Origin of the sequence: Acrocarpospora macrocephala, assembly GCF_009687865.1 — a bacterium.
GTDB lineage: Bacteria > Actinomycetota > Actinomycetes > Streptosporangiales > Streptosporangiaceae > Acrocarpospora > Acrocarpospora macrocephala.
This window is the reverse complement of the sequence record NZ_BLAE01000017.1, coordinates 18799-39064: the sequence shown is the minus strand read 5'-3', so window position 1 is coordinate 39064 and position 20266 is coordinate 18799. Positions and strand designations below refer to the sequence as shown.

The following is a 20266-nucleotide window of genomic DNA, read 5'->3' as shown; positions in this document are numbered from 1 at the left end:
ACCATCATGCCTTTCTTGAAGCGGAGTGCCGCCGTGGCGTTCGTCAGTCCTCGGGCGCGATCGTCACGCGCACGCGGTCGAGCTGGGGGCCGAAGATCAACTGGCAGGACAGGCGGGAATTGTCCTCGAAATAGTCGGACGCGTCGAGAAGATCCCCTTCGTCCCGCGACGCAGGTGGGAGCTCGGCGCCGCCGGGCAGAGCGTCGATGTAGACGTGACAGGTCGCGCAGGAGATGCTTCCCCCGCAGATCGCCTGCAGCTCCTCGATCCCGGCGTTGCGAATGTTCTGCATCAGCGACGTACCCTCGCGGCCTTCCACCGTGTGGGCCACGCCGTCCCGTGTCGTGACAGTGAAGTGCATGGTTCGTTGCTCCTCCTGGCGATGAGGCTGTGATCGGCGCAGCGGATCAGGCCGTCGCCGCGGCGATCTCCTTCAGTGGTGTCCGTACATCGGACAGAAGTGCGGGGTCGATGTGCGCTCCGGCTTCCACGAGCTTGCGCCCCTGCACGTAGTCCCGGGTCGCGTTGATGCAGTCCAGAGCGATGACCGCGCCGTTCTTCAAGTAGAAGAGAGAGAAGCCTCGCCCGCCGGGGTCACTGCGGAGGACGGTCTGGTCGTGTCCGAGGCTCAGGCCGATGGTCTGGAGGCGCAGGTCGTACTGGTGTGACCAGAACCACGGGACGAGACGCAACGGCTGGGGGTGCCCGCTGATCGCCTTGCCGGCCGTGCGCGCCTGTTCCGAGGCGTTCTGCCGTGACTCGATGCGGACGCCGGGCCCGCTCCTCATCACCGCGCAGTCGCCAACGCAGTACACGTCCGCGAGCGTCGTGCGGCAGAGGTCGTCGACCAGGACGCCGGTCCCGCCGGACGCCACCTCCGCCCCCGCACGCAGGAGCGGCTGGATCGCCGGCTCGATGCCGATCCCCACGATGACCTGATCGGCCCGGATCACCGTGTCGTCCGTGAGGCGCACGCCGCTCACGGCCCCTTCGCGTCCCAGGATCTCGGTGACGCCGGTGCCAAGGCGCAGGTCCACCCCGCGGGATCGGTGCTCGGCCTCGAAGAAGCGGGACACCGGTTCCGCGGCGACGCGGGCGAGAACCCGGTCCAGCGTTTCGATGATCGTTACCTCTTTGCCGAGTTCGCGGAGCACCGCCGCGGCTTCGAGGCCGATGTAGCCGCCGCCGATCACCGCGAGGTGATGGCTCCGCGGCAGGACGGCGATGAGCCGGTCGCAGTCCGCCTTGTTGCGCAGCGTGCGGACGCCGTCCAGGTCGTTTCCGGGGCACGTCAGCGCGCGCGGTCGGCCTCCCGCGGCCCACACCAGCACGCCGTAGCCGATCGTGGTGTGATCGTCACACGTGACCGTGCGGGCTTCGGGGTCGACGGCTTCGCCCCTCCGGCCGAGGCGCAGCGTCACCCCGTGCTTCGTCCAGAACTCCGATGGACGCAGCAGCAGGCGCTCGAAGTCCTGCTTGCCTGCCAGGTAATCCTTCGAGAGGGCAGGACGTTCGTACGGCGGCACCGGCTCGTCCCCGAGCAGGCCGATACCTCCCTCGAACCCTGCCTGCCGAAGAGCGATCACGGTCTCCGCGCCCGCGTGTCCGCCGCCGACGACGAGGCAGTCGAAGTGCTCGATGGTGGAGTGTGCCGATGTCATCGCGGCACGGCGCCGATCAGGACGAAGCACATCGTCGCGGTCCGGTCTGTCTTGTTCCGCCACGCGTGCCGGGTGCCGCACTGGATCGCCACGTCGCCGGTCCGCAGCCGCGTCGTGGCCCCGTCGTCCAGCTCCAGCCAGATCTCCCCATCGAGGACGATGTCGTAGTCGACCGTCTCCGTGCGGTGCATCCCTGGCGCGTCCGCCTCGAACCGCTCGGCCAGACCGGGGATGAACTCCCGCTGCTCGGCATCCGCGGCGGCCGGGTCGAACTCCGGGCGCGCCATCGACGAGTCCGGTGGAAAGGTGACGATCATGAGGCGGGTCTCGCCGGGTGCCGGCGGCACCAGGAGTCCCGCCGGCGCGCACTCGCCGTCGTCCTGCGGCAGCGGCGGAGTCGCGGCGGTCGCGTAGACGACCGAGGTCATCATCCCGGGGATCGACGTGTAGTGGTGCGCGTTCGGGACCGGACCGTCGCTGACGACGACGGACTTTCCGTTCCTGGTGCCGGTGGTCACACGCCGCGGGACGTCCGGCGGCGCGAACCTACTCATAGACCAGTCCTTTCTCCTGCAACCGGGTCCGCATCTCGTTGACGTCGAGGCTGAGCAGGCCGGACGCGTAGAGCCGGCGTTTCTCTTCCTCGGCCGCCGCGCGACGCCGGGCCGTTTCGAGCACTGCGGCCGCGGTGCCTCCCGGCACCACGCAGACGCCGTCGTCATCCGCGACGATCACGTCCCCTGGCGTGATCAAGGCACCGGCGCAGACGATGGGAACCTGCACGTCGGCGAGCGTCTCCTTGACGGTTCCCTGGGCACTGACGGTCTTGCTCCAGACGGGGAATCCCATCGCACGCAACTGCGCGACGTCGCGCACCCCTGCGTCGATCACGAGCCCGCGAATGCCTCTGGCCTGCGCGGACGTGGCGAGGAGATCGCCGAAGTAGCCGTCGTCGCAGGGCGTGGTCGGGGTCACGATCAGGATGTCGCCCGTTTGCGCCTGTTCGAGCGCCACATGGATCATCCAGTTGTCCCCCGGCGCCACCTCGCAGGTGAGGGCCGTCCCGGCGACGGTCGTCCCGGCTTGACGGGGGCGCAGCTGGGAGCCGAAGAGCCCGGTCCGGCCCTGCGCCTCGTGCACGGTCGCCACGCCGAGTTCGGCGAATCCGTCACAGATCGCCGCCTCGGTGCGCGCTATCGTCGTCACCACGCGTGCCATGCTCAACTCACGGCCACGAAGCTCGGGTCGAGGACGCCTGCCGCCTCGGCGCGCCGTTCCGGCGCGAGCAGCCCGGTGCGGATCATGACGTCCACGGTGGCTTCCAGGGCCGTCGGCGCGACCTCGAGATTCTTCGGCCACATGCCCATGTCCCGCGTGTAGGACAGACCCCTCGCGGCCAGGTCCGGGTCGTCGGGCGTCGTGATCCGCTGGTAGATCGGCAGCGTGACGGCGTCGTGGGCCGGGTCGTTCACGATGTCGTGGGCCTCGGCCAGTGCGGCCACCAGCTTCGTGACGGTGTCCCGGTTCCGCGACGTCCAGCCGGCATGGGCAATGACCGCGGCGAAGATGATCTCCGGGAGTACGTCGTTCACCTCGCCGATGAGGCGGTATCCCTGCCGTTCGGCCAGGAAGTTCCACGGTGCCGGCTGGGGAGCGCAGTCGATCTCGCCCTTCTGCAGCGCGTCCCACCGGGTGGTGTGCACACCGGCGAGGACGAACTCGTAGTCACTGGGATACGACAGGCCCTCCGGCTGGAGCATCATCTGCGTGTAGATGGCCGTCCCCTCCGTGAGGGAGGATGTGCCGATCCGTTTCCCCCGCAACTCGGCGATGCCGCCGATCCCGGGTTGCGCGACGAGCGACATCGGAAGGCGGAGCGAGTTGGCGGCGACGATGCGCAGAGCGCCGCCGGAGACGAAGTCGGAGACCGCGCCCTCGGGCGGCGTGATCGCCAGATCGGCCGTGCCGTCCCGCACGGCCGAGGTGGCCTTGTCGACCGAGCCCAGCCGCAGGTAGTCGATCACCAGACCGTACTTCGCGAACAGGCCCTGGTCCTCCGCGACGAAGACCGGAAGCCAGTTGAAACCTTGGGCGCCGCCGGCGAACCGTACTCGTGTCAGGTCAGCAGTCATCGATGGAACCTCCAGTGGTCGGGAAGAGGAGCGCTCGCTCAGCGCCCTTGTGCCGTGAGCAGCGTGTCGAGCCTCGGGTAGACGCGTCGCGCGTTGCCTTCGAAGACGGCGTGACGCGTCTCGTCGTCCAGGCCGAGCTCGTCGATGTAGCGCTTGGTGTCGTCGAAGGGGTGCCCGGTCTCCGGGTCCACGGCGCGCACGGCGCCGAGGAGCTCGGACCCGAAGATCAGGTTCTTCGGGGCGATCACCGTGAATAGGGCATCGATGCCCGCCTGGTGGTAGACACAGGTGTCGAAGAACAGGTTGTGCATCAGGTGCTCGGACAGCGGAGGCTTGCCGAGCATGATGGACAGGCCCCGGTATCGCCCCCAGTGGTACGGGGCCGCACCGCCGCCGTGCGGGATGATCAGCCGCAGCGCGGGATGCCGCTCGAAGAGGTCACCCTCGACCAACTGCATGAAGACGGCAGTGTCGGCGGCGATGTAGTGCGCCCCCGTCGTGTGCAGGGCGCGTTCGCAGGAGCCCGAAACATGGATCATGGCCGGCACGTCCAGCCGGGTCATGGTCTCCCACAGCGGATCCCACCAACGGTCGTAGAGCGGCGGCGCCGACCAGTGCCCTCCTGAGGGGTCCGGGTTGAGGTTGCATCCGATGAAGCCGTGGCCCACGCAGCGCTCCAGCTCCGTGAGCACGGGCTCCAGGTCACCGTCGATCGTCTGGGGCAACTGGCACGCGGCGGCGAAGTTCCGCGGGAAGAGCTCGCAGATGCGCCGGACCGTGTCGTTCGACAGCCGGGCCCATTCCGTGGCGATGTCCTGTCCTGGGACGTGATGGCCCATGGCCGACGCGCGCGGGGACAGGATCGTCAAGGCCGAGCCCCGTTCCCGCTGCATCCGGAGCTGGTTCTGCGCGACGATCCGCTGGAGCTCGTCGTCGTCGATCCCGGAGTAGGCGGGTCGTTCCTGCGATCGCCCTTCGGCGAAGGCGATCTGAGCCTTGCGGAAGGCGTGGAACTCCGGGGGTTCGGTCGTGAAATGGCCATGGCAGTCGATGGCCAGGCTGCTCACGCGTCCCATGTCGCCGGAACATCCGTGACACCGCGGAAACGCCAGCCCTTGGCCTGCATCTGGCGGCTGTCGTCCAGCCGCAGGTTCGGCAGCTGCCGGAAGACCTCATCGAGCGCGATCTGGCCCATCGCCCGCGAGAGTGCGTGACCCGAGCAGAAGTGCGGCCGGAAGCCGAAGGAAAGGTGCGGACGCTTCTTGCGGAACATGTCGAACCCGTCGGGATTGTCGAAGCGGTTCTCGTCCCGGTTCGCCGAGGCCATGACGATGGCGACCGAGGCTCCGGCCGGGATGGTCGTGCCGGCCACGACGACGTCCTCGGCGGCGACCCGTGGCGTGACCCCGATCGGGGCGATCCAGCGCAAGCCCTCGTCGAACGCGCGGAGCGCGTGCTCCGCCGGGTCGGCGGCGACCACCTTCGCCTGGTCGGGGTTCAGCAGCAGGCCCGCGCAAGCGTTCGCGGCGGCATGGCCGGGCTCCTGGAGGCCGCCCAGGATGATCACCTTCATCGTGGGCAGGATCTCGTCGAGGCTGCGCACCTGCCCCTCGGGCATACCGCCGCGCATCACATGGCTCATCAGGGTGTGGTCCGGCCTGGCGAGCGCCCGCTCGTAGAGCGCCCCCAGCTGCGCCTCGATCTCGGCCAGGGTCCGGTCGAGCCGATCCCAAACGGCCTGGTCGTTACTCACGTTCTGCAGGCCCGCCGCCATCGCGTGGAACCACTCGACCAGGGTTTCGTTCGCGGTGTCCGTGAGGCCGATGACGTTCCCGACGCAGCGGACCGAGATCGGCTCGAAGAGGTCGGCGGTGAGATTCGCCGTGCCCCGGAGCTTCAACCGGGCGAGGTAGTCCGCCACGACCGGGCGCGTGAGCATTTCCACGTAACCGCGGACCGCCGCCTGCGTCAGGTTGTCGTCGATGCCCGTCCGCAGCAGTCGGTGCTCCTCACCGCTCATGCTCAGCACATTCGGCATGCCCATGACGCGCGCCTCCGGCCGGTCGGGGCTGCCGGACGGGCCGAACACCCGATCGTTCGAACCCACCGCGCGACAGTCCTCGAAACGCGTGACGAGGAATTCCTTGGTGCCCTCGAAGAAGGCCACCGGTGATTCCTCGCGCAATCGGGCGTACACCGGATAGGGGTCCCGGTACAGGTTCTCGTCCGTCAGTTCCGATACGGACATGTCATCTTCCTCGATTCAGCCTTGACGGGAAGGTCGGATTCAGTCGGCGGTCGCGATCCACTGAGAAACCGTATGGACTTTGAATACCGTACGGTATGTAACACATCTTGCGGTGTCAATACCCCATCGAGCCTGGCGGTGTCAGCCATCGAGGGCCGCCGGACCTGCGGCGACGCACTGGAATGAGCCCGCAACCGGCCCGACGCCCCCATGGGCATCCCGGCGACCGCCGCATGGCAGGCGTGTTTCGCCGGGATGAACGAGTTGTTGACACCGCCATCAGCAGCAGATACCGTCCGGAATCCAGATCCCGTGCAGGATGTCACAGCGCCGTCAGCACAGCTGCCCTGTGCCACGGCCCTCGTTACCCCGGACTCGCCCCGGACCGTCCCCGTCTCACGAAGAAGTGAGATGACAGTGAACGACACCGCCTTCAATGTGCTCGCGCCCTCGGACCCGATGGTCGGTGAGGTCGCGGCGATCGAGGACGCCGTCCACGTCGAGGACGCGAAGGTCGACGAGTCGATGGACAGCGGGCACCACCGGTGCTCGCCCTGATCGGCGACCTCACGCAGACAAGGACGGTGCCGACGATGACCGATCCACCACCCGACATCGCGTTGCGCGTCGGCGCCCTGGGAGTCAGCTTCCGGGGGGTCCGAGCACTCCAGGACGTCTCATTCTCGATCCCCGCGGGCGGTGTCTCCGCGGTGATCGGACCGAACGGAGCGGGCAAGACCACACTCCTGAACTGCATCAGCGGAGTCGTCCGCCATGAGGGCGCGGTCGAGCTCGAAGGTCGTGACCTGAGCCGGCTGCGCGCCGACCGGCGCGCGGCACTCGGCGTCGCGCGCACCTTCCAGACACCGCTGCTCGTGCCGGACCTCACCGCGCTCGACAACGTCCTGCTGGGCGCGCACCCGAAGATGCGCGGGGGATTGATCGGTTCGATGCTGCGGCTGCCCGCGATGAGGTCGGACGAGACCTCGATGCGTGCCCGGGCAGCCGAACTGCTGTCGCGCCTCGGTCTCGCCCGAGCGGACGTGCGCCCCGTCGGCAGCCTGGCCCACGGGGACCGGCGACGGGTCGAGGTCGCCAGGGCCCTGCTCGCCGAGCCCCGGCTGCTGCTGCTCGACGAACCGGCCGCGGGACTCGGCGCGGACGAGGCGTCCGAGCTGCTCGACGACATCGAGGAGTTCGCGGCGGCCATCGAGATGACGTGCGTCCTCGTCGAGCACGACGTGGGCCTCGTGATGCGGGTGTCGCGCCACGTGGTCGTCCTCGACGCGGGACGTCTCCTGGTCGCCGGGCCCCCCGCGGAGATAGCGGCCGATCCGCAAGTCGTCGCCGCCTACCTCGGCGACGACTGGGCGGAGGTGGAGACGTGAGCACGGGACTGCTCGAGACCCGGCGGCTCGTCGCGCGGTACGGGTCGGTGGAGGTCCTGCACGGGATCGACCTCAGCATCTCCCCGGGCGAGATCGTCGTACTCCTGGGGCCCAACGGAGCCGGCAAGACGACGCTCCTGCGGGCCATCTCCCGGGTGGTGGCGACGCGTGGCGCGATCACCCTCGCCGGGGTGAGCATCGGCGGCTGGAGCGGCGCACGCACCGCCCGCGCCGGCATCGGACATGTGCCCGAAGGCCGGGGCACCTTCCCCGACCTCACCGTGGAGGAGAACCTGCGACTCGGCGGCCTGGCCCGCCCGAAAGGACGGCGGTCGACGACGCGCGAGGATCTCGCCCAGGTCTACGCGACGTTCCCGGTGCTGGCGGACATGCGACGGCGCGCCGCGGGGCTCCTGTCAGGCGGGCAGCAGCAGATGCTCGCGATCGGACGTGCGCTGATGGCGCGCCCGCAGTTGCTGCTCATCGACGAGCCGTCACTGGGCCTGGCGCCCATGGTGACCCAGCAGCTCTTCGAGGTCCTGGCCGGGATCAGGGGTGAGTGGTCCACATCGCTGCTGCTCGCCGAGCAGAACGCACGGCTCTCCCTGCGCATCGCCGACCGCGCCGTCGTCCTGGCGGGCGGCCGTGTCACCGCCGCCGGGCCCACGGCGGATTTCCGCGACGGCGACGTGATCAGGCGCGCCTACCTGGGAGAAGCGGCCGGCGATCCGGTAGAGGACGAAAAATGACCGAACTGCTCCAGCAGGTGCTGGACGGACTGAGCACAGGGCTCGTGTACGGCATGCTCGCGCTCGCGCTGAGCGTCATCTTCCAGGGCACGGGGATGCTCAACTTCTCCCAGGGGGAGATGGCCACCCTGTCGGCCTACGTGACGTTGGTCCTGACCCAGGCAGGCGTGGGCTTCTGGGTGGCCCTTCCCCTCACCGTGGCTCTGTCCGCAGGCGGTGGGGCGCTCATCGAGAGAGTGCTGGTCCGGCGCCTGGAGGGCGCCGGCGAACTCTCTCTGCTCACGCTCAGCGTCGCCCTGCTCCTCGGCCTGAACGCGCTCATGTCGATCATCTGGACGACCGACCCGCGGACCTTCCCCAGCCCGTTCGGGAAAGGGCTGATCGAGTTCGCGGGGCTGCACATGACGGTGCAGCAGGCCGGGTCACTGATCACGCTGCTCGCCGTCATGGCCGCGACGGCACTGCTGTTCAACCGGACCAGCGTCGGATTGCGGCTTCGCGCGGTGGCGCAGAATCCCGCCTCGGCCACCCTCCTCGGCCAGCACCAAGGCCTGTGGCTCATGGTGGGGTGGGCCGTCGCCGCCGCGGTCGGCGCATTCGCCGCGGTCGTGGCCGCGCCCGTCCTCACGCTCTCACCCGGGATGATGGCCTTCCCCCTCCTCCTGGCGCTGGCCGCCGGCACGCTCGGCGGGCTGTCCAGCCGCGTGGGGGCGGTCGTCGGGGGCGTCCTGATCGGCATCGCCGACAACCTGGCCAGCCGGTACGTACCCGGACTGGGCCGCGATCTAGCCATCGTCGCGCCCTTCGCCCTCACCGCCCTCGTCGTGATGCTGCGGCCGGCGGGACTTTTCGGCAAGACCAGGACGGTGAGGGTATGAACACGCACCTGCGCCGCGCCGTCCCCATCGGCTGGGCCGCCGCACTCGTGATCGGTGTCGTCGTCCCCTTCGTCGTCTCCGACTACGACCTGCTGGACCTCACGCGCATGCTCGCCGTCGCGATGGCGGTCGCCGGGCTGAACCTCCTGCTGGGGCATTCCGGCCAGATCAGCGTCGGTCACGGCGCCCTCTTCGGGCTGGGCGGTTACGCGGCGATCATTCTCGTGGCCACGTACGGATGGCCGTGGTGGTCCGCGGTCCCCGTCGGCGGCGCCGTGTGCCTGGCCCTCGGCCTGCTGCTCGGCGTGCTCGGCCTCACCATGGGCGGGGCCAACCTCGGGCTGCTCACGATCGCCGTGGCGGCGATCTTCCCGCTGCTCCTCATCCGGCTCAAGCCGATCACGGGCGGGACCTTCGGCATCTTCATGGCGCACTCCCCGATCGAGCCCCCTGCCTGGAGCGGACTCACCGAGCCGCAGTTCGGTTTCCTCGTGTGCCTCGCCGCGCTGGCCTTGACCCTCCTCGTGCTGCGCAACCTGGTCACCGGCCGGCTCGGCCGAGCCTTCGCGGCCGTCCGAACGAGCACACTCCTGGCAGCCGCGAACGGGGTCAACGTCAACCGCACGAAGCTCATGGCCTTCGCCGTCAGCGCGGCGGTCGCCGGGACGGGGGGCGCGTTCTACGCGCTCGTCGCGGCGATCGCCGTACCGGACAGCTATCTCGTGCCTTTCTCGATCACGCTGCTCGCGGCGAGCGTCGTCGGCGGCAGCCGGACCTGGGCCGGCTCCCTCGTCGGCGCGGCGATCGTGATCTACCTCCCCAAGCTCGCCGAGAACATCGTCGGCGCCGAGTCCGCGGGCAACTGGTCCCAGCTCGTCTACGCCTGCGGCCTCGTCCTGACCCTCATCGTCGCCCCGTCCGGCCTCATCGGCGATCTCTCGCGCCTGGCACATCGCGCCACCGGGCCCCAAAGGGGACGCACCTCCAGTGCGCGGATCCCGTGCGGGCCGGGCCAGCGAGGCAGCCCTCAACAAGCAGATGTCCGACCTCACGTAGGCCCCGACCGAGAGGATACTCATGGTGCGCTACAGAAGTAAGAAGGTCATGGCCGTGGCCATGGCGGCGTTGGCGGTCGTTGTGGCGGGATGCTCCGGGCGCGCCGCGTCCTCTCAGGGCACGGCTCAGGGCACGGCGGACGGCAGCGGCGACATCGTCATCCGGGCCAGCTACCCGCTCAGTGGTCCGCTGGTGTCCGCGGGCGCCTCGGCCTCCGGGGCCAAGGCGTACTTCGATGCCGTGAACGCCGCCGGCGGCATCGACGGGCGGAAGATCGACTTCAAGGTGGTCGACGACGCCTTCGACCCGGCCCGCATGGTCTCCAACAACAGGCAGTTCGCCGAGCGCGACAAGGCGACGATCATCATCAACTTCGGCGGAATCTCCGTCGCCGCGCGGCCGCCGCTCAACGCGGCGCACGTCGTCCAGATCGTGCAGGGCGGAGAGAAGGAGCTGAGCGACGTCCAGAACTTCCCCTACACGCGCGCCTTCGTGCCGGACATCGCCTGGGAGGGTGAGCTCCAGGGGCGGTACATCGCGAAGAACATCCCCAAGGCCGTCGTTGGTTTCCTGGGATTCAACAACGCCCTCGCCGAGAGCCAGCTCGCCGGGCTCGCCGCGGCCGACATCACCCCGGTGAAGGCCATACGCGTCCCGCCGGGCCAGGGGGACCTGACGTCCCAGGTGACGGAGCTCAAGGCCGCAGGGGTCAACGTGCTGGTCGTGACCCACGGTCCGCCGACCATCGGCGCACTGCTGTCCTACATGGGCCAGATCAAGTACAAGCCGACGATCTTCATCGGCAGCCCGTACGCCGACTTCGCCAGTACGGTCAAACCCGCCGGCGCGGAGAACGTCGTCAAAGCTCTCTCCTACCAGTGGTTCAAGGATCCCCAGAACCCCGCCCTGAGCGACGACAAGGCGCTGGCCCAGTACCGGGCCGACATGGCCAAGTACGCTCCGGCCGCGGACGTCGGCCAGACCTTCACCCTCACCGGCTACGGGCTCGCGGCAGCCGTCGTCTCGGCCCTCCGCTCGGCAGACCAGATCAGCAGCGACGCCTTCCTCTCCGCGTGGGACTCGCTCTCCCAGGAGGAGAACCCCTTGCTGATCGACCAGGCAACGCTCACTGGCGAAAAGGACGGCCGGCTGGTTCACCAATACCAACTGCACGAGTTCGACGGTAAGAGCTGGGTGGCGCGCGACTCCGTCATCGATGTCTCCAAGGCCGGCATCGCCGGCTGAATCGAGCCGCCCGCCCGGGCCTACGCTGTGAGCCCGGGCGGGCGGCAGGAGTGGTTGCCGCAATAATCTGCCTCCAGTGAAGGAGGAGCGGTACACCCGCGCGCAACGCAAGAACAACCGAACGGATGTGAAGTACCAATGGCTCGGCTGACGCGAGAGCAGAAGCAGGCACTCACGCGGGAGAAGCTCCTTCTCTCGGCGCTGGATGTCGTCGCGCGCGACGGCTATGACGGCGCCTCGGTCGAACGCATTGCCGAGGAGGCCGGCTTCTCGAAGGGAGCCTTCTATTCCAACTTCTCCTCGAAAGAGGAGATCCTGCTGGAGTTGCTCGAAGGGAATGCCGGCCACGACGTCGAGGAGCTCTCCGAACTGCTTCGCGAGGTCACGGATCCAGACGAGGTGATCGACATCGTCGCCCGGTGGTGCGACTCCCGTGCGAGCGAACAGAAGTGGGGCATCATCGCCATCGAGTTCATGCGTCGGGCGCAGCGCGACGGCACCCTGAGCGATCGGCACCGTCAGCTCTTCGTGAGTCAGTGGGAACAGGCCGGCGCGCTCCTGCAGAGCAAGCTCCTCCCCGGCCGCGAGCCGGGCATCAGCGCACTCGACCTCGGCGGGATCGTCCTCGAACTCACCTACGGCGGTATCTCGACCTTCCTCAAGGCCAACACTCCGGGCCAGATGATCCGGCACGTGCTCAACGCGCTCCGAAACTCGGTCCACGTGACGCACTCCAGGTGAGGACCGTACGCCGCGTACGCATGCGGTGACGACAGTCCCAGCCGCCGCTCCTGCTCGCGGTGACGTCCGGACACCCGCCCCGTCCTCTCCCCTGACATCCAGACGATGACCGCCGGCGAGTAGTACCCGTTTCCCTTCACCCCTTCAGGAGTTCAGCCATGGACATCGCCTTTCGGCTTGCCTGCATCGCAATCGGCCTGCCCTTCATCTGGCTCGGCTACGAGGCCGTCGCCGCGCCCGGCGCGCGTGTCGCGATGGCGGCCAAGCTCCGCATCCCCCGCCCGGAGATCGCCGTCCGATTCAATGGCGCCGCGATGGTCGCGGGCGGCATCGGCGTCGCCACCGGCCTGCTGTGGCAGGCCGCGGCGGTCGGCCTGGTGATCTCACTGATCCCGACGACGCTCGCCGGTCATGCGTTCTGGGCCGACACCGATCCACAGGTGCGCAAGACCAACCGCATCCAGTTCCTCAAGAACCTCGGACTCATGGGCGGCCTGCTCGCCGTTGCGCTCGCCCCGTACGTCAACGGCTGAGCGCTCGAGAAGTTGGTCAGTATATTGACCGACTACTCAGCATATTGACCACCGTGGCGGTTAGCCGCTACCTTCGACCCTGTCACTGGACCAATCTGATCGACGTCTCAAGGGGCGTTTGGAGCGGCCCGGCGGCGATTGAGGACCGCTGAGCGGCGAAGACGATGGACGGCGCTCGCCGTACGTGAAGGCGAGCGTCGATGACTTGTCGGTCAGTGGCGGTTGCTCTGGTACCGAAGGGAGCGCGTGAGCGTGAGCGATGTGTGGAGTCTCGACCCGCGAACCGGGCGGCGGGTCCAGTTGGTCGCCGCCTCGACATCGGTCTCGCGCGCTGACGCGGCGGCCGAGGCTGCGATGGGGGTGGCTGGCGAACTTGTCCGTTCGGGTCGCGCGGCGCGGGCACTCCTGTTGCGCCGAATCGCCGCGGTCGTGGAGCAGCGCGGCGAGAAGCTGCTGGAGGTCGCTGACCGCGAAACCGCCCTGGGTTCCCACCGGCTGACCGGGGAGCTGGCGCGTACGGCGGGACAGCTGCGCTTATTCGCCGACGTCGTCGAGGACGGCTCCTACCAGGAGGCGGTTGTCACGGCGGCGCGTACGGACGTGGAACCGCCTGTTCCGGATCTGCGCCGGATGCTCGTCCCGTTGGGGCCGGTTGCGGTCTTCGGAGCCGGCAACTTCCCCTTCGCGTTCTCGGTGCTCGGCGGCGACACGACGGCGGCGCTCGCCGCAGGTTGCCCCGTCGTGGTCAAGTGCCACCCAGGGCACCCGGAGACGTCGGTGCTGATGCTCGAGGCGTGGCGTCAGGCCGCTGCCGAAACCGGTGCTCCCGAGGACGCGGTGCAGCTGGTGTTCGGTACCGACGCCGGGCGCCGGCTCGTCGAGCACCCGCGCATCCGAGCGGTCTGCTTCACCGGCTCGCTGGCGGTCGGGCGCGAGCTGCACCACCTGGCTGCGGGACGACCGGATCCGATACCGTTCTACGGCGAGCTCGCCGGGGTGAATCCGCTGATCGTCACGCCCGGTGCGGCCCAGCAGCGGGCCGAGGAGATCGGCCGGGGGGCCGCGGCATCGTTCACCTTGAACGGCGGCCAGTTCTGCACCAAGCCAGGGCTGTTGTTCGTGCCCGCCGGACCGGACGGTGACCGGCTGGTCGCCGCCGCGGCAGCACACGTCGCCGAGATGACGCCTGTGGTGATGCTGACCGCGCAGACCCGACGCACGTACCAGGCCGGGCTCGAGGCGCTGCTGTCCCACCCCCGGGTCACGGCGGTGGCCCGGGTCGCCGACCCCGCCAGCGGGAGATCCGACCCCGACTACGAGGGTGGCTGCCTGGCCACAGCCGCGCTCCTGGAGGTGTCGTTGAGCGATCTCGACCGGTCGATGCTCCGCGAGTGCTTCGGCCCGGCCGCGATCGTCGTCCGGTACGAGTCGGCGTCAAGGATGATCGACGGCCTGGCCGGCTTGGAGGGGGCTCTCGCGGCAGCCGTACACAGCACCGAGGACGAGACGGAGCTGACCGCGGCGATCACTGAGGCGGTGCTCCCCAAGGTCGGCCGCGTCGTCTACAACGGTTATCCCACCGGAGTCGCGGTCACGGCAGCGATGACTCACGGTGGACCGTGGCCCGCAGCCAGCAACGCGCTGCACAGCTCAGTCGGCCCATCGGCGATTCGGCGGTTCCTCCGGCCCGTCACCTATCAGAACGCACCCCAGGGCGTCGTCCCTGAGGAACTCCGCGACCGGATCAGTAGCAGAAGGTGACGAAGCGGCCGAACTCGACCGGGACACCTTCCGAGCCGATGCCCAGCGACAACGAACACCGAGGGCCGAACTGCGCCGTCACGACCAGTCCCGCTCCCGCCAGACCAAGAACTATGGAGATTCCCATGGGACACCACAAGAAGATCGCATTGCCGGCGCTCGTCGCCATGTCCATCACGCTGCTCGCTGCCTGCGGGTCGGGTGCCGAATCGGGGACCGGCGGCGGGGCGAAGTCGATCACTTTCGTCATGCCCACCCCGTCGTGGGACGTGTCCCACTCGGCTTTCGCCGTGGCGCAGGCGAAGGGGTACTTCGCGAAGGAGAACCTCAACGTGAATTACGTCCTGACCAACAGCAGCCAGCTCGCCGCCACGGCCGTCGCCCGGGACGCCGACTCCGTCGGGCTGGCCAGCCCAGAGCCCGTGGTCATCGCGGCTCAAGAAGGTAAGGGTCTGGGACTGGAGTACTTCTACAACTACTTCCGTCGGCCGATCTACAGCCTGGCGGTCCCAGCGGACAGCGAGATAAAGGACCTGCGCGGCCTCCAGGGCAAGAAGGTCGGCGTCCAGAGCCTGTCCGCGGTCGGCGTCTACTACGTCAAGGCCTACCTGGCCGAGGCCGGGCTCGCCCCTGACGCCGTGACGCTCGTCCCGACCGGTGGTGGGACACAGGCGCTCACGGCGATAAAGGGCAAGCAGGTCGATGCCATGCTGGTCAACGACGTCTTCCCCGTGCTCTGGAAGAACGCCGGATTCGAGACCCGCAACCTCTCGACGAGCCAGCTGGCTGTCATCCAGCACGGGCTGCTGACGAGAGCGGAGAACCTGAGGAACGACCCCGACACATACGCGGCGATCGGGCGCGCGATCGCGAAGGCGACGTTGTTCACTCTCGAGAACCCCGAGGCGGCCATCACCATGATGTGGAAGGCACAGCCCGAGACAAAACCGGCCGGAGCCGACGACGCGGAGGCCATGAGGCAGAGTCTCGCGATTCTCAACGCCCAGATCCCGAACCTGGAGCTCGGTGCCGACGAGAAGCTGTGGGGCCATTACCCGGACCGCGCCTTCGCCGACACCGTCAAGTTCGCGACCGACAACGGCATGATCACCAAGGATGTCGACCCGAACGTCTTGTACACCAACGACCTGGTAGCGAAGATCAACGACTTCGACGCCGCTGCGGTCACGACCGACGCGGACCGCGGCTGAGGCGAATCGTCGCGGAGGTTCTGATCGCGTGACCCATGTGTGGCAGGTCAAGCGGCGTAGCCCGCGACATTACTCGGAGGGAAACACCACAATGTCCGACGTCACCATCACGCACTGGGCTGCTGGTCGGCCGTTCAACGGCACCGGCACACGATGGGCCGAGGTCACCGATCCGGCCACGGGCCGCGAGACGGGCCGAGTGGCACTCGCGTCGAGCGAGGACGCCGATCACGTCATCGCGGCGGCGGCGCGGGCAGCCGGGTCGTGGGGTCGTACCTCCCTGGCCCGGCGCACCCAGATCCTCTTCGCCTTCCGTGAGCTGCTTAACTCCCGCCGGGACGAGCTCGCCGCCATCATCACCGCAGAGCACGGCAAGCTGCCATCGGACGCCCTCGGGGAGATCGCCCGTGGTCAGGAGGTCGTTGAATTCGCCTGCGGCGTGTCGCACCTACTCAAGGGTGGCCACTCTGAGTCCGTCTCGACCGGTGTCGACGTCCATTCGAAGCGTGACCCCCTTGGCGTCGTCGGCATCATCTCGCCGTTCAACTTCCCCGCCATGGTGCCGATGTGGTTCTTCCCACTCGCCATCGCGACCGGCAACACGGTCGTTTTGAAGCCGAGTGAGAAGGACCCGACGGCCGCGCTCTGGATCGCTGACCTCTGGAAGCGAGCCGGGTTACCGGACGGGGTCTTCAACGTGCTGCAGGGGGACAAGGAGGCTGTCGACGCGCTCATCGAGAGCCCGGTCGTGCAGTCCATCAGCTTCGTCGGGTCCACTCCCGTCGCCCAGTACGTCTACGAGGCGTCGTCCAAGCACGGTAAGCGCGTGCAGGCGCTCGGCGGCGCCAAGAACCACATGGTCGTCCTTCCCGACGCGGATCTCGACCTGGCTGCCGACGCCGCGGTGAACGCGGGCTACGGCAGCGCCGGCCAGCGCTGCATGGCCGTCAGCGTCCTCGTGGCCGTGGGCGAGATCGCCGACGACCTCACGGCCAGGGTCGCCGATCGGACGAGGACACTGGTCGTCGGTGCTGAAGCCGACCCCGAGGCCGACATGGGGCCGCTGATCACCCGCGCGCACCGTGACCGGGTCGCGTCCTTCATCGACGCCGGCGAGCAGGACGGGGCAACCGTCGTGGTCGACGGCAGGGACGTGCGACCAGACGGCATCCAGGACGGGTTCTGGCTGGGGCCCACCCTGTTCGACCACGTCACACCCGACATGAAGGTCTACCAGGAGGAGATCTTCGGCCCCGTTCTCTGCGTTGTCCGAGTCAGCACGTACGACGAGGCCGTCGCGCTGGTCAATGGGAACCCCTACGGCAACGGGGCGGCGTTGTTCACCAACGACGGCGGTGCCGCGCGACGCTTCGAGGCGGACGTGCAGGTCGGGATGATCGGGGTGAACATCCCTGTCCCGGTTCCAGTCGCCTACTACTCCTTCGGAGGGTGGAAGCAGTCGCTGATGGGAGACACCCACGCACACGGAACGGATGGGGTGCAGTTCTTCACCCGCGGCAAGGTGGTGACCACGCGGTGGATCGATCCCGCGAACCGGCCACAGGGCGGGCTGGAACTCGGCTTCCCGCGCAACGTGTGACGCCACCCGGGCTCGCGCCAGCTCGTCCCGGTGACGGTCGGCGCCGAGCTGGTCCGGCGCCTTGAAAATGGCGTTCGGGATGCGCCTCCCCCGCAGGATGCCCGCCGCACGATCGACGTCACGCAGGCAACGCCCAGCGCGGCTGCCGCCGCTCCAGGAACGCGGCCATTCCCTCCTGTGCCTCCGGCGAGGCGAAGAGTCGCGCGGACTGCTGCTGCAACGTTACGGCGCGGGCGTCGAACGCGTCCAGGACACCTCGAGTGGTCAACGGCTTGGTCTCCGCGAGCCCCTGCGGCGAGCAGCCCCGGATCGCCTCCAGCATCCGCTCGAGTTCGGTGTCCACGTCCTGCGCCGCCACGGTGACCAGCCCGGTGGCGGCGGCCGTCGTCGCGTCGAAGGTCTCGCCGGTCAGGCAGTACCGGGCGGCCGCACGTTCCGACATCCGGCTGAGTGTCGTCAGCGTGATGATCGCCGGCGCGACGCCGATGCGGACCTCGGTGAAGGCGAACGTCGTCCTGGGCCCCGCCACGACGATGTCACACGCTCCCACCAGCCCGATGCCCGCAGCGCGAACATGCCCGTCGATACGCCCCAGCACCGGCTTGGGCAGCTCGACCACCTGGCGCAGGAGGTCACGAAACCGCTCCGTGGTCCGCGCCGAGACGCCCTCGGCCAGGTCGCCCCCGGCGCAGAAGGTCGAACCCGTGTGGGTGAGGACGACGCACCGGATGTCGTCCGACTCGGCGGCCGTGGTCAGGTGGGTGGACAGCTCCCGCATGAGCTGGGCCGACAACGCATTGCGGTTGCGGGGCGAGTCGAGCGTGATGACGGCGCACCCCCGCTCGACGGCGTAACGGACGAGTGCCATGGTCTCTCCCTTTGGCTGATGGTGTGGTTCGCTCGTGCCGGCAGCCGACAGGTCAGCCCGTCCCACGCGCGTCCTCGAGATCCTCTGCTCGGGCAGGGGGTTCGCTGACGATTCCGGCGTCACGCAGCCGGTCGACCTGCTCGTCCTCGAGTCCCCCCACGGCCATCAGGACGTCGCGCGTATGCTCGCCCAGACGAGGGGGCGGGCTCCCCGCGGCGTGGGGCGCGCGGTCGACGACGATGGGGCTCGTCGGCAGGTGGACCGTGCCACGCGTCGGGTGATCCACTGGTTGGACCATGTCCGTCTTGGCCAGTACGGCGCCCAAGTCGTTGACCTTCGTCACCGGAATCCGGCACGCCTTCAACGCGTCGATCCAGGTGTCGATGGATGCGGTGGCGAGCCGGGCCTCGATCAGTTCGTGCAGTGCCGCGCGGTTGCGGACGCGAGAGGGGTTGTCCTTGAAGCGGTCGTCGTCCGCAAGCCGCTCCAGGCCGAGCACGGAGCACAGCGACGTCCACTGGCCGGGCGTGCCGCCACCGAGGGCCAGCCATCCCTCGTCAGTCTTGAACAGCTCGTAGGGTGCGATGTTCGCGTGGACGCTGCCGGCGGTCCGGTGGGGCACCGTGCCATCCGCCAGGTAGTTGCCGAGCAGGTTCGGCATGGACGCGAGCGCCGCGTCGTACATGTTGACGTCCACCCGGCGCCCCTCGGGAGCGGAGCGACGTTCACGCTGGCCACAGAGCGCGGCGACGATGCCGATGCAGGCGTTGTAGGCGGCGGTGACGTCGAAGATCGGGAAGGGCACCTTGACCGGCGGGCCGTCGGGTTCACCCGTGAGACCCATCAGTCCCGTCGCCGCCTGCATGATGAAGTCGAAGGCCGGCTCGGTGCTGCCGCGCGGGTAGCCGGCGATCACGCTGTAGACGATGTCTGGCTTGATCGCCCTGATGTCCTCCTCGGAGATGCGCAACGCCTTCTCGGATCGCGCCAGCATGTTGTGGATGAAGACGTCACTGCGCGCCACGAGCCTCGTCAACGCTGTCCGGCCCCCCTCGGTCGTGAGGTCGAGAGCCACGCTGAGCTTGTTGCGGTTGACCGCGAGGAAGTAGCCGTTGTCCGGTCCCGCCTCGGCCGACCAGGCCCGGATGCCGTCGCCCTTCCCGGGCTCCTCCACCTTGATCACCATCGCACCGAGGTCGCCCAGGATCATGGTGCACAACGGACCGGACACGTAGCTCGTGAGGTCGAGGACGGTCACCCCGGCGAGGGGTCCGTGCGGCGCATCCGAGTCGTTCGAGTCGGCGGTCATGCGGGCACCCCGGTCCCGTACGCGACCCCTCGCACGTGCTCGGAGTCGGTGGGCATGGCGCCCGCGTAGTCCGGCACCGGAGGTCCCGCGACGATGTGGTTGGTCAACCGGCCCAGGCCCTCGACCTCTACCGTGACGCGGTCGGCGATGTCCACAGGACGCGAGTTGGCCGGTGTTCCCGACAGGATGAGATCACCCGGTTCCAGAGTGATCAGTCGGGCCAGGTCGGCCACGAGGTAGTGCATGTCCCAGATCATGCCGTCCGTCGTGTCCTCCTGGACCACGTCGTCGTTGACGAGCGTCCGGATGGACTTTCCCCGGAAGTCCCAGTCGGTGACGAGACCCGGGCCGACGGACCCCAGCGTGTCCGATCCCTTCACCCGGAGCATGGAACCGGCGTCGGTGTCCCGGAAATCGTGCAGCCCGAAGTCGTTGGCGATCGTGTACCCGGCGATGTACTCCGCGGCGCGTTCCGGCGGCACGTGGCGTGCCGTCCGTCCGATGACGATGCCGACCTCTCCCTCGAGGTTGAGGTACTGGCAGTTCTCGGGCTTCACGACCGCCCCGCCGTGGCTGTTCAAGCAGGAGGTCGGCTTGTGGAAGTACGTGGGTGTCGCCGTCCCCGGGTGGCCGAACTGGTCACGCCGGCTCGCGTAATTGAGATGCACGCAGATGATCTTCATGGGTACGCACGGGGGAAGGTGGACGGCCTTGGCGGCGGCCACCCGGCGCCCGTCACCGAGGACGAGCTCATCGGCTTCACGCGTCACCGTGGTGACGACGCCGTCCAGAAGTATTCGCCGCGTTTCCGGCATTGCTGCTCCTAACTGCGAGTCGTGGGCGTCCGAGGCGAGCGTGTCGGCCCCGGCGGTGGGAGTCGGTACGG

The 20266-nt window shown here is 68.6% G+C and carries 22 protein-coding genes; 11 read left to right on the top strand and 11 right to left on the bottom strand.

What is annotated here, in order from left to right:
• Positions 1-43: 43 nt before the first annotated feature.
• Genes Amac_RS16425 through Amac_RS16395 form a run of 7 tightly spaced genes read right to left on the bottom strand, consistent with a single transcriptional unit; the run spans position 44 to position 6041 of the window.
• Positions 44-361 (bottom strand): 2Fe-2S iron-sulfur cluster-binding protein, encoded by a 318-nt coding sequence (locus Amac_RS16425; protein ID WP_155355261.1) that lies wholly within the window; start codon positions 359-361, stop codon positions 44-46.
• 46 nt (positions 362-407) lie between these two features.
• Entirely contained in the window at positions 408-1661 is a 1254-nt protein-coding gene (locus Amac_RS16420; RefSeq protein ID WP_155355260.1) for an NAD(P)/FAD-dependent oxidoreductase, read from the bottom strand.
• Positions 1658-2215, bottom strand: a complete 558-nt coding sequence (locus tag Amac_RS16415) for a cupin domain-containing protein (RefSeq protein WP_155355259.1) — start codon at positions 2213-2215, stop codon at positions 1658-1660. Before Amac_RS16415 ends, Amac_RS16420 begins: the two co-directional genes overlap by 4 nt.
• Positions 2208-2870 (bottom strand): 4-carboxy-4-hydroxy-2-oxoadipate aldolase/oxaloacetate decarboxylase, encoded by a 663-nt coding sequence (locus tag Amac_RS16410; protein WP_373869820.1) that lies wholly within the window; start codon positions 2868-2870, stop codon positions 2208-2210. Before Amac_RS16410 ends, Amac_RS16415 begins: the two co-directional genes overlap by 8 nt.
• Positions 2871-2881: 11 nt before the next feature.
• Positions 2882-3793, bottom strand: coding sequence for an ABC transporter substrate-binding protein (locus Amac_RS16405; protein WP_155355257.1), 912 nt, complete (start codon positions 3791-3793; stop codon positions 2882-2884).
• A gap of 38 nt (positions 3794-3831) precedes the next feature.
• Positions 3832-4869, bottom strand: coding sequence for an amidohydrolase family protein (locus Amac_RS16400; protein ID WP_155355256.1), 1038 nt, complete (start codon positions 4867-4869; stop codon positions 3832-3834).
• The gene (locus Amac_RS16395) at positions 4857-6041 is read right to left on the bottom strand and encodes a cytochrome P450 (protein WP_155355255.1); all 1185 of its coding nucleotides are present in this window, start codon (positions 6039-6041) and stop codon (positions 4857-4859) included. The genes Amac_RS16400 and Amac_RS16395 overlap by 13 nt, the downstream gene beginning before the upstream one ends.
• A gap of 411 nt (positions 6042-6452) precedes the next feature.
• Between Amac_RS16395 and Amac_RS16390 the strand changes: the two genes are divergently transcribed.
• The 9 genes from Amac_RS16390 (at position 6453) to Amac_RS16350 (ending at position 14392) form a co-directional block, all read left to right on the top strand.
• Entirely contained in the window at positions 6453-6599 is a 147-nt protein-coding gene (locus Amac_RS16390; protein WP_155355254.1) for a hypothetical protein, read from the top strand.
• A gap of 35 nt (positions 6600-6634) precedes the next feature.
• Complete coding sequence (locus tag Amac_RS16385; protein ID WP_155355253.1) at positions 6635-7429, top strand: ABC transporter ATP-binding protein; 795 nt, start codon at positions 6635-6637, stop codon at positions 7427-7429.
• The gene (locus Amac_RS16380) at positions 7426-8178 is read left to right on the top strand and encodes an ABC transporter ATP-binding protein (protein WP_155355252.1); all 753 of its coding nucleotides are present in this window, start codon (positions 7426-7428) and stop codon (positions 8176-8178) included. Before Amac_RS16385 ends, Amac_RS16380 begins: the two co-directional genes overlap by 4 nt.
• Positions 8175-9056, top strand: a complete 882-nt coding sequence (locus Amac_RS16375) for a branched-chain amino acid ABC transporter permease (protein WP_155355251.1) — start codon at positions 8175-8177, stop codon at positions 9054-9056. The genes Amac_RS16380 and Amac_RS16375 overlap by 4 nt, the downstream gene beginning before the upstream one ends.
• Complete coding sequence (locus tag Amac_RS16370; RefSeq protein ID WP_155355250.1) at positions 9053-10153, top strand: branched-chain amino acid ABC transporter permease; 1101 nt, start codon at positions 9053-9055, stop codon at positions 10151-10153. Before Amac_RS16375 ends, Amac_RS16370 begins: the two co-directional genes overlap by 4 nt.
• Positions 10134-11357: an ABC transporter substrate-binding protein gene (locus Amac_RS16365; protein WP_155355249.1), complete on the top strand. Its 1224-nt coding sequence runs from the start codon at positions 10134-10136 to the stop codon at positions 11355-11357. The genes Amac_RS16370 and Amac_RS16365 overlap by 20 nt, the downstream gene beginning before the upstream one ends.
• A 138-nt stretch (positions 11358-11495) precedes the next feature.
• Positions 11496-12098, top strand: coding sequence for a TetR/AcrR family transcriptional regulator (locus Amac_RS16360; RefSeq protein WP_155355248.1), 603 nt, complete (start codon positions 11496-11498; stop codon positions 12096-12098).
• Positions 12099-12256: 158 nt separating this feature from the next.
• Entirely contained in the window at positions 12257-12631 is a 375-nt protein-coding gene (locus Amac_RS16355) for a DoxX family protein (RefSeq protein WP_155355247.1), read from the top strand.
• Positions 12632-12883: 252 nt separating this feature from the next.
• Positions 12884-14392, top strand: coding sequence for an aldehyde dehydrogenase family protein (locus Amac_RS16350; RefSeq protein WP_155355246.1), 1509 nt, complete (start codon positions 12884-12886; stop codon positions 14390-14392).
• Here the strand turns inward: Amac_RS16350 and Amac_RS53665 are convergent.
• Positions 14376-14519, bottom strand: coding sequence for a hypothetical protein (locus Amac_RS53665; RefSeq protein WP_170322516.1), 144 nt, complete (start codon positions 14517-14519; stop codon positions 14376-14378). The genes Amac_RS16350 and Amac_RS53665 overlap by 17 nt on opposite strands.
• Here Amac_RS53665 and Amac_RS16345 point away from each other — a divergent pair.
• The gene (locus Amac_RS16345; protein WP_170322515.1) at positions 14518-15603 is read left to right on the top strand and encodes an ABC transporter substrate-binding protein; all 1086 of its coding nucleotides are present in this window, start codon (positions 14518-14520) and stop codon (positions 15601-15603) included. The genes Amac_RS53665 and Amac_RS16345 overlap by 2 nt on opposite strands.
• Positions 15604-15694: 91 nt before the next feature.
• The gene (locus tag Amac_RS16340) at positions 15695-17203 is read left to right on the top strand and encodes a CoA-acylating methylmalonate-semialdehyde dehydrogenase (protein ID WP_155355244.1); all 1509 of its coding nucleotides are present in this window, start codon (positions 15695-15697) and stop codon (positions 17201-17203) included.
• Between the two features lie 118 nt (positions 17204-17321).
• On the opposite strand, the gene Amac_RS16335 is transcribed toward Amac_RS16340, so the two are convergent.
• From Amac_RS16335 to Amac_RS16325, 3 genes are read right to left on the bottom strand one after another with little or no spacing between them, the layout of a single operon-like run.
• Positions 17322-18071 carry an enoyl-CoA hydratase family protein gene (locus Amac_RS16335; protein ID WP_155355243.1) on the bottom strand — a complete coding sequence of 250 codons (750 nt, stop codon included), beginning with the start codon at positions 18069-18071 and terminating at the stop codon, positions 17322-17324.
• A 52-nt stretch (positions 18072-18123) separates the two neighbouring features.
• Positions 18124-19380 carry a CaiB/BaiF CoA transferase family protein gene (locus Amac_RS16330; RefSeq protein ID WP_155355242.1) on the bottom strand — a complete coding sequence of 419 codons (1257 nt, stop codon included), beginning with the start codon at positions 19378-19380 and terminating at the stop codon, positions 18124-18126.
• Positions 19377-20195 carry a fumarylacetoacetate hydrolase family protein gene (locus Amac_RS16325; RefSeq protein WP_155355241.1) on the bottom strand — a complete coding sequence of 273 codons (819 nt, stop codon included), beginning with the start codon at positions 20193-20195 and terminating at the stop codon, positions 19377-19379. The genes Amac_RS16330 and Amac_RS16325 overlap by 4 nt, the downstream gene beginning before the upstream one ends.
• Positions 20196-20266 lie beyond the last annotated feature (71 nt).

Bases quoted from the DNA above. Each gene is read 5' to 3' on its own strand.
- Amac_RS16425 (WP_155355261.1), bottom strand. From the start codon at position 361: ATGCACTTCACTGTCACGACACGGGACGGCGTGGCCCACACGGTGGAA.
- Amac_RS16420 (WP_155355260.1), bottom strand. From the start codon at position 1,661: ATGACATCGGCACACTCCACCATCGAGCACTTCGACTGCCTCGTCGTC.
- Amac_RS16415 (WP_155355259.1), bottom strand. From the start codon at position 2,215: ATGAGTAGGTTCGCGCCGCCGGACGTCCCGCGGCGTGTGACCACCGGC.
- Amac_RS16405 (WP_155355257.1), bottom strand. From the start codon at position 3,793: ATGACTGCTGACCTGACACGAGTACGGTTCGCCGGCGGCGCCCAAGGT.
- Amac_RS16400 (WP_155355256.1), bottom strand. From the start codon at position 4,869: ATGGGACGCGTGAGCAGCCTGGCCATCGACTGCCATGGCCATTTCACG.
- Amac_RS16395 (WP_155355255.1), bottom strand. From the start codon at position 6,041: ATGTCCGTATCGGAACTGACGGACGAGAACCTGTACCGGGACCCCTAT.
- Amac_RS16390 (WP_155355254.1), top strand. From the start codon at position 6,453: ATGACAGTGAACGACACCGCCTTCAATGTGCTCGCGCCCTCGGACCCG.
- Amac_RS16385 (WP_155355253.1), top strand. From the start codon at position 6,635: ATGACCGATCCACCACCCGACATCGCGTTGCGCGTCGGCGCCCTGGGA.
- Amac_RS16375 (WP_155355251.1), top strand. From the start codon at position 8,175: ATGACCGAACTGCTCCAGCAGGTGCTGGACGGACTGAGCACAGGGCTC.
- Amac_RS16370 (WP_155355250.1), top strand. From the start codon at position 9,053: ATGAACACGCACCTGCGCCGCGCCGTCCCCATCGGCTGGGCCGCCGCA.
- Amac_RS16365 (WP_155355249.1), top strand. From the start codon at position 10,134: ATGGTGCGCTACAGAAGTAAGAAGGTCATGGCCGTGGCCATGGCGGCG.
- Amac_RS16360 (WP_155355248.1), top strand. From the start codon at position 11,496: ATGGCTCGGCTGACGCGAGAGCAGAAGCAGGCACTCACGCGGGAGAAG.
- Amac_RS16355 (WP_155355247.1), top strand. From the start codon at position 12,257: ATGGACATCGCCTTTCGGCTTGCCTGCATCGCAATCGGCCTGCCCTTC.
- Amac_RS16345 (WP_170322515.1), top strand. From the start codon at position 14,518: ATGGGACACCACAAGAAGATCGCATTGCCGGCGCTCGTCGCCATGTCC.
- Amac_RS53665 (WP_170322516.1), bottom strand. From the start codon at position 14,519: ATGGGAATCTCCATAGTTCTTGGTCTGGCGGGAGCGGGACTGGTCGTG.
- Amac_RS16340 (WP_155355244.1), top strand. From the start codon at position 15,695: ATGTCCGACGTCACCATCACGCACTGGGCTGCTGGTCGGCCGTTCAAC.
- Amac_RS16335 (WP_155355243.1), bottom strand. From the start codon at position 18,071: ATGGCACTCGTCCGTTACGCCGTCGAGCGGGGGTGCGCCGTCATCACG.
- Amac_RS16330 (WP_155355242.1), bottom strand. From the start codon at position 19,380: ATGACCGCCGACTCGAACGACTCGGATGCGCCGCACGGACCCCTCGCC.
- Amac_RS16325 (WP_155355241.1), bottom strand. From the start codon at position 20,195: ATGCCGGAAACGCGGCGAATACTTCTGGACGGCGTCGTCACCACGGTG.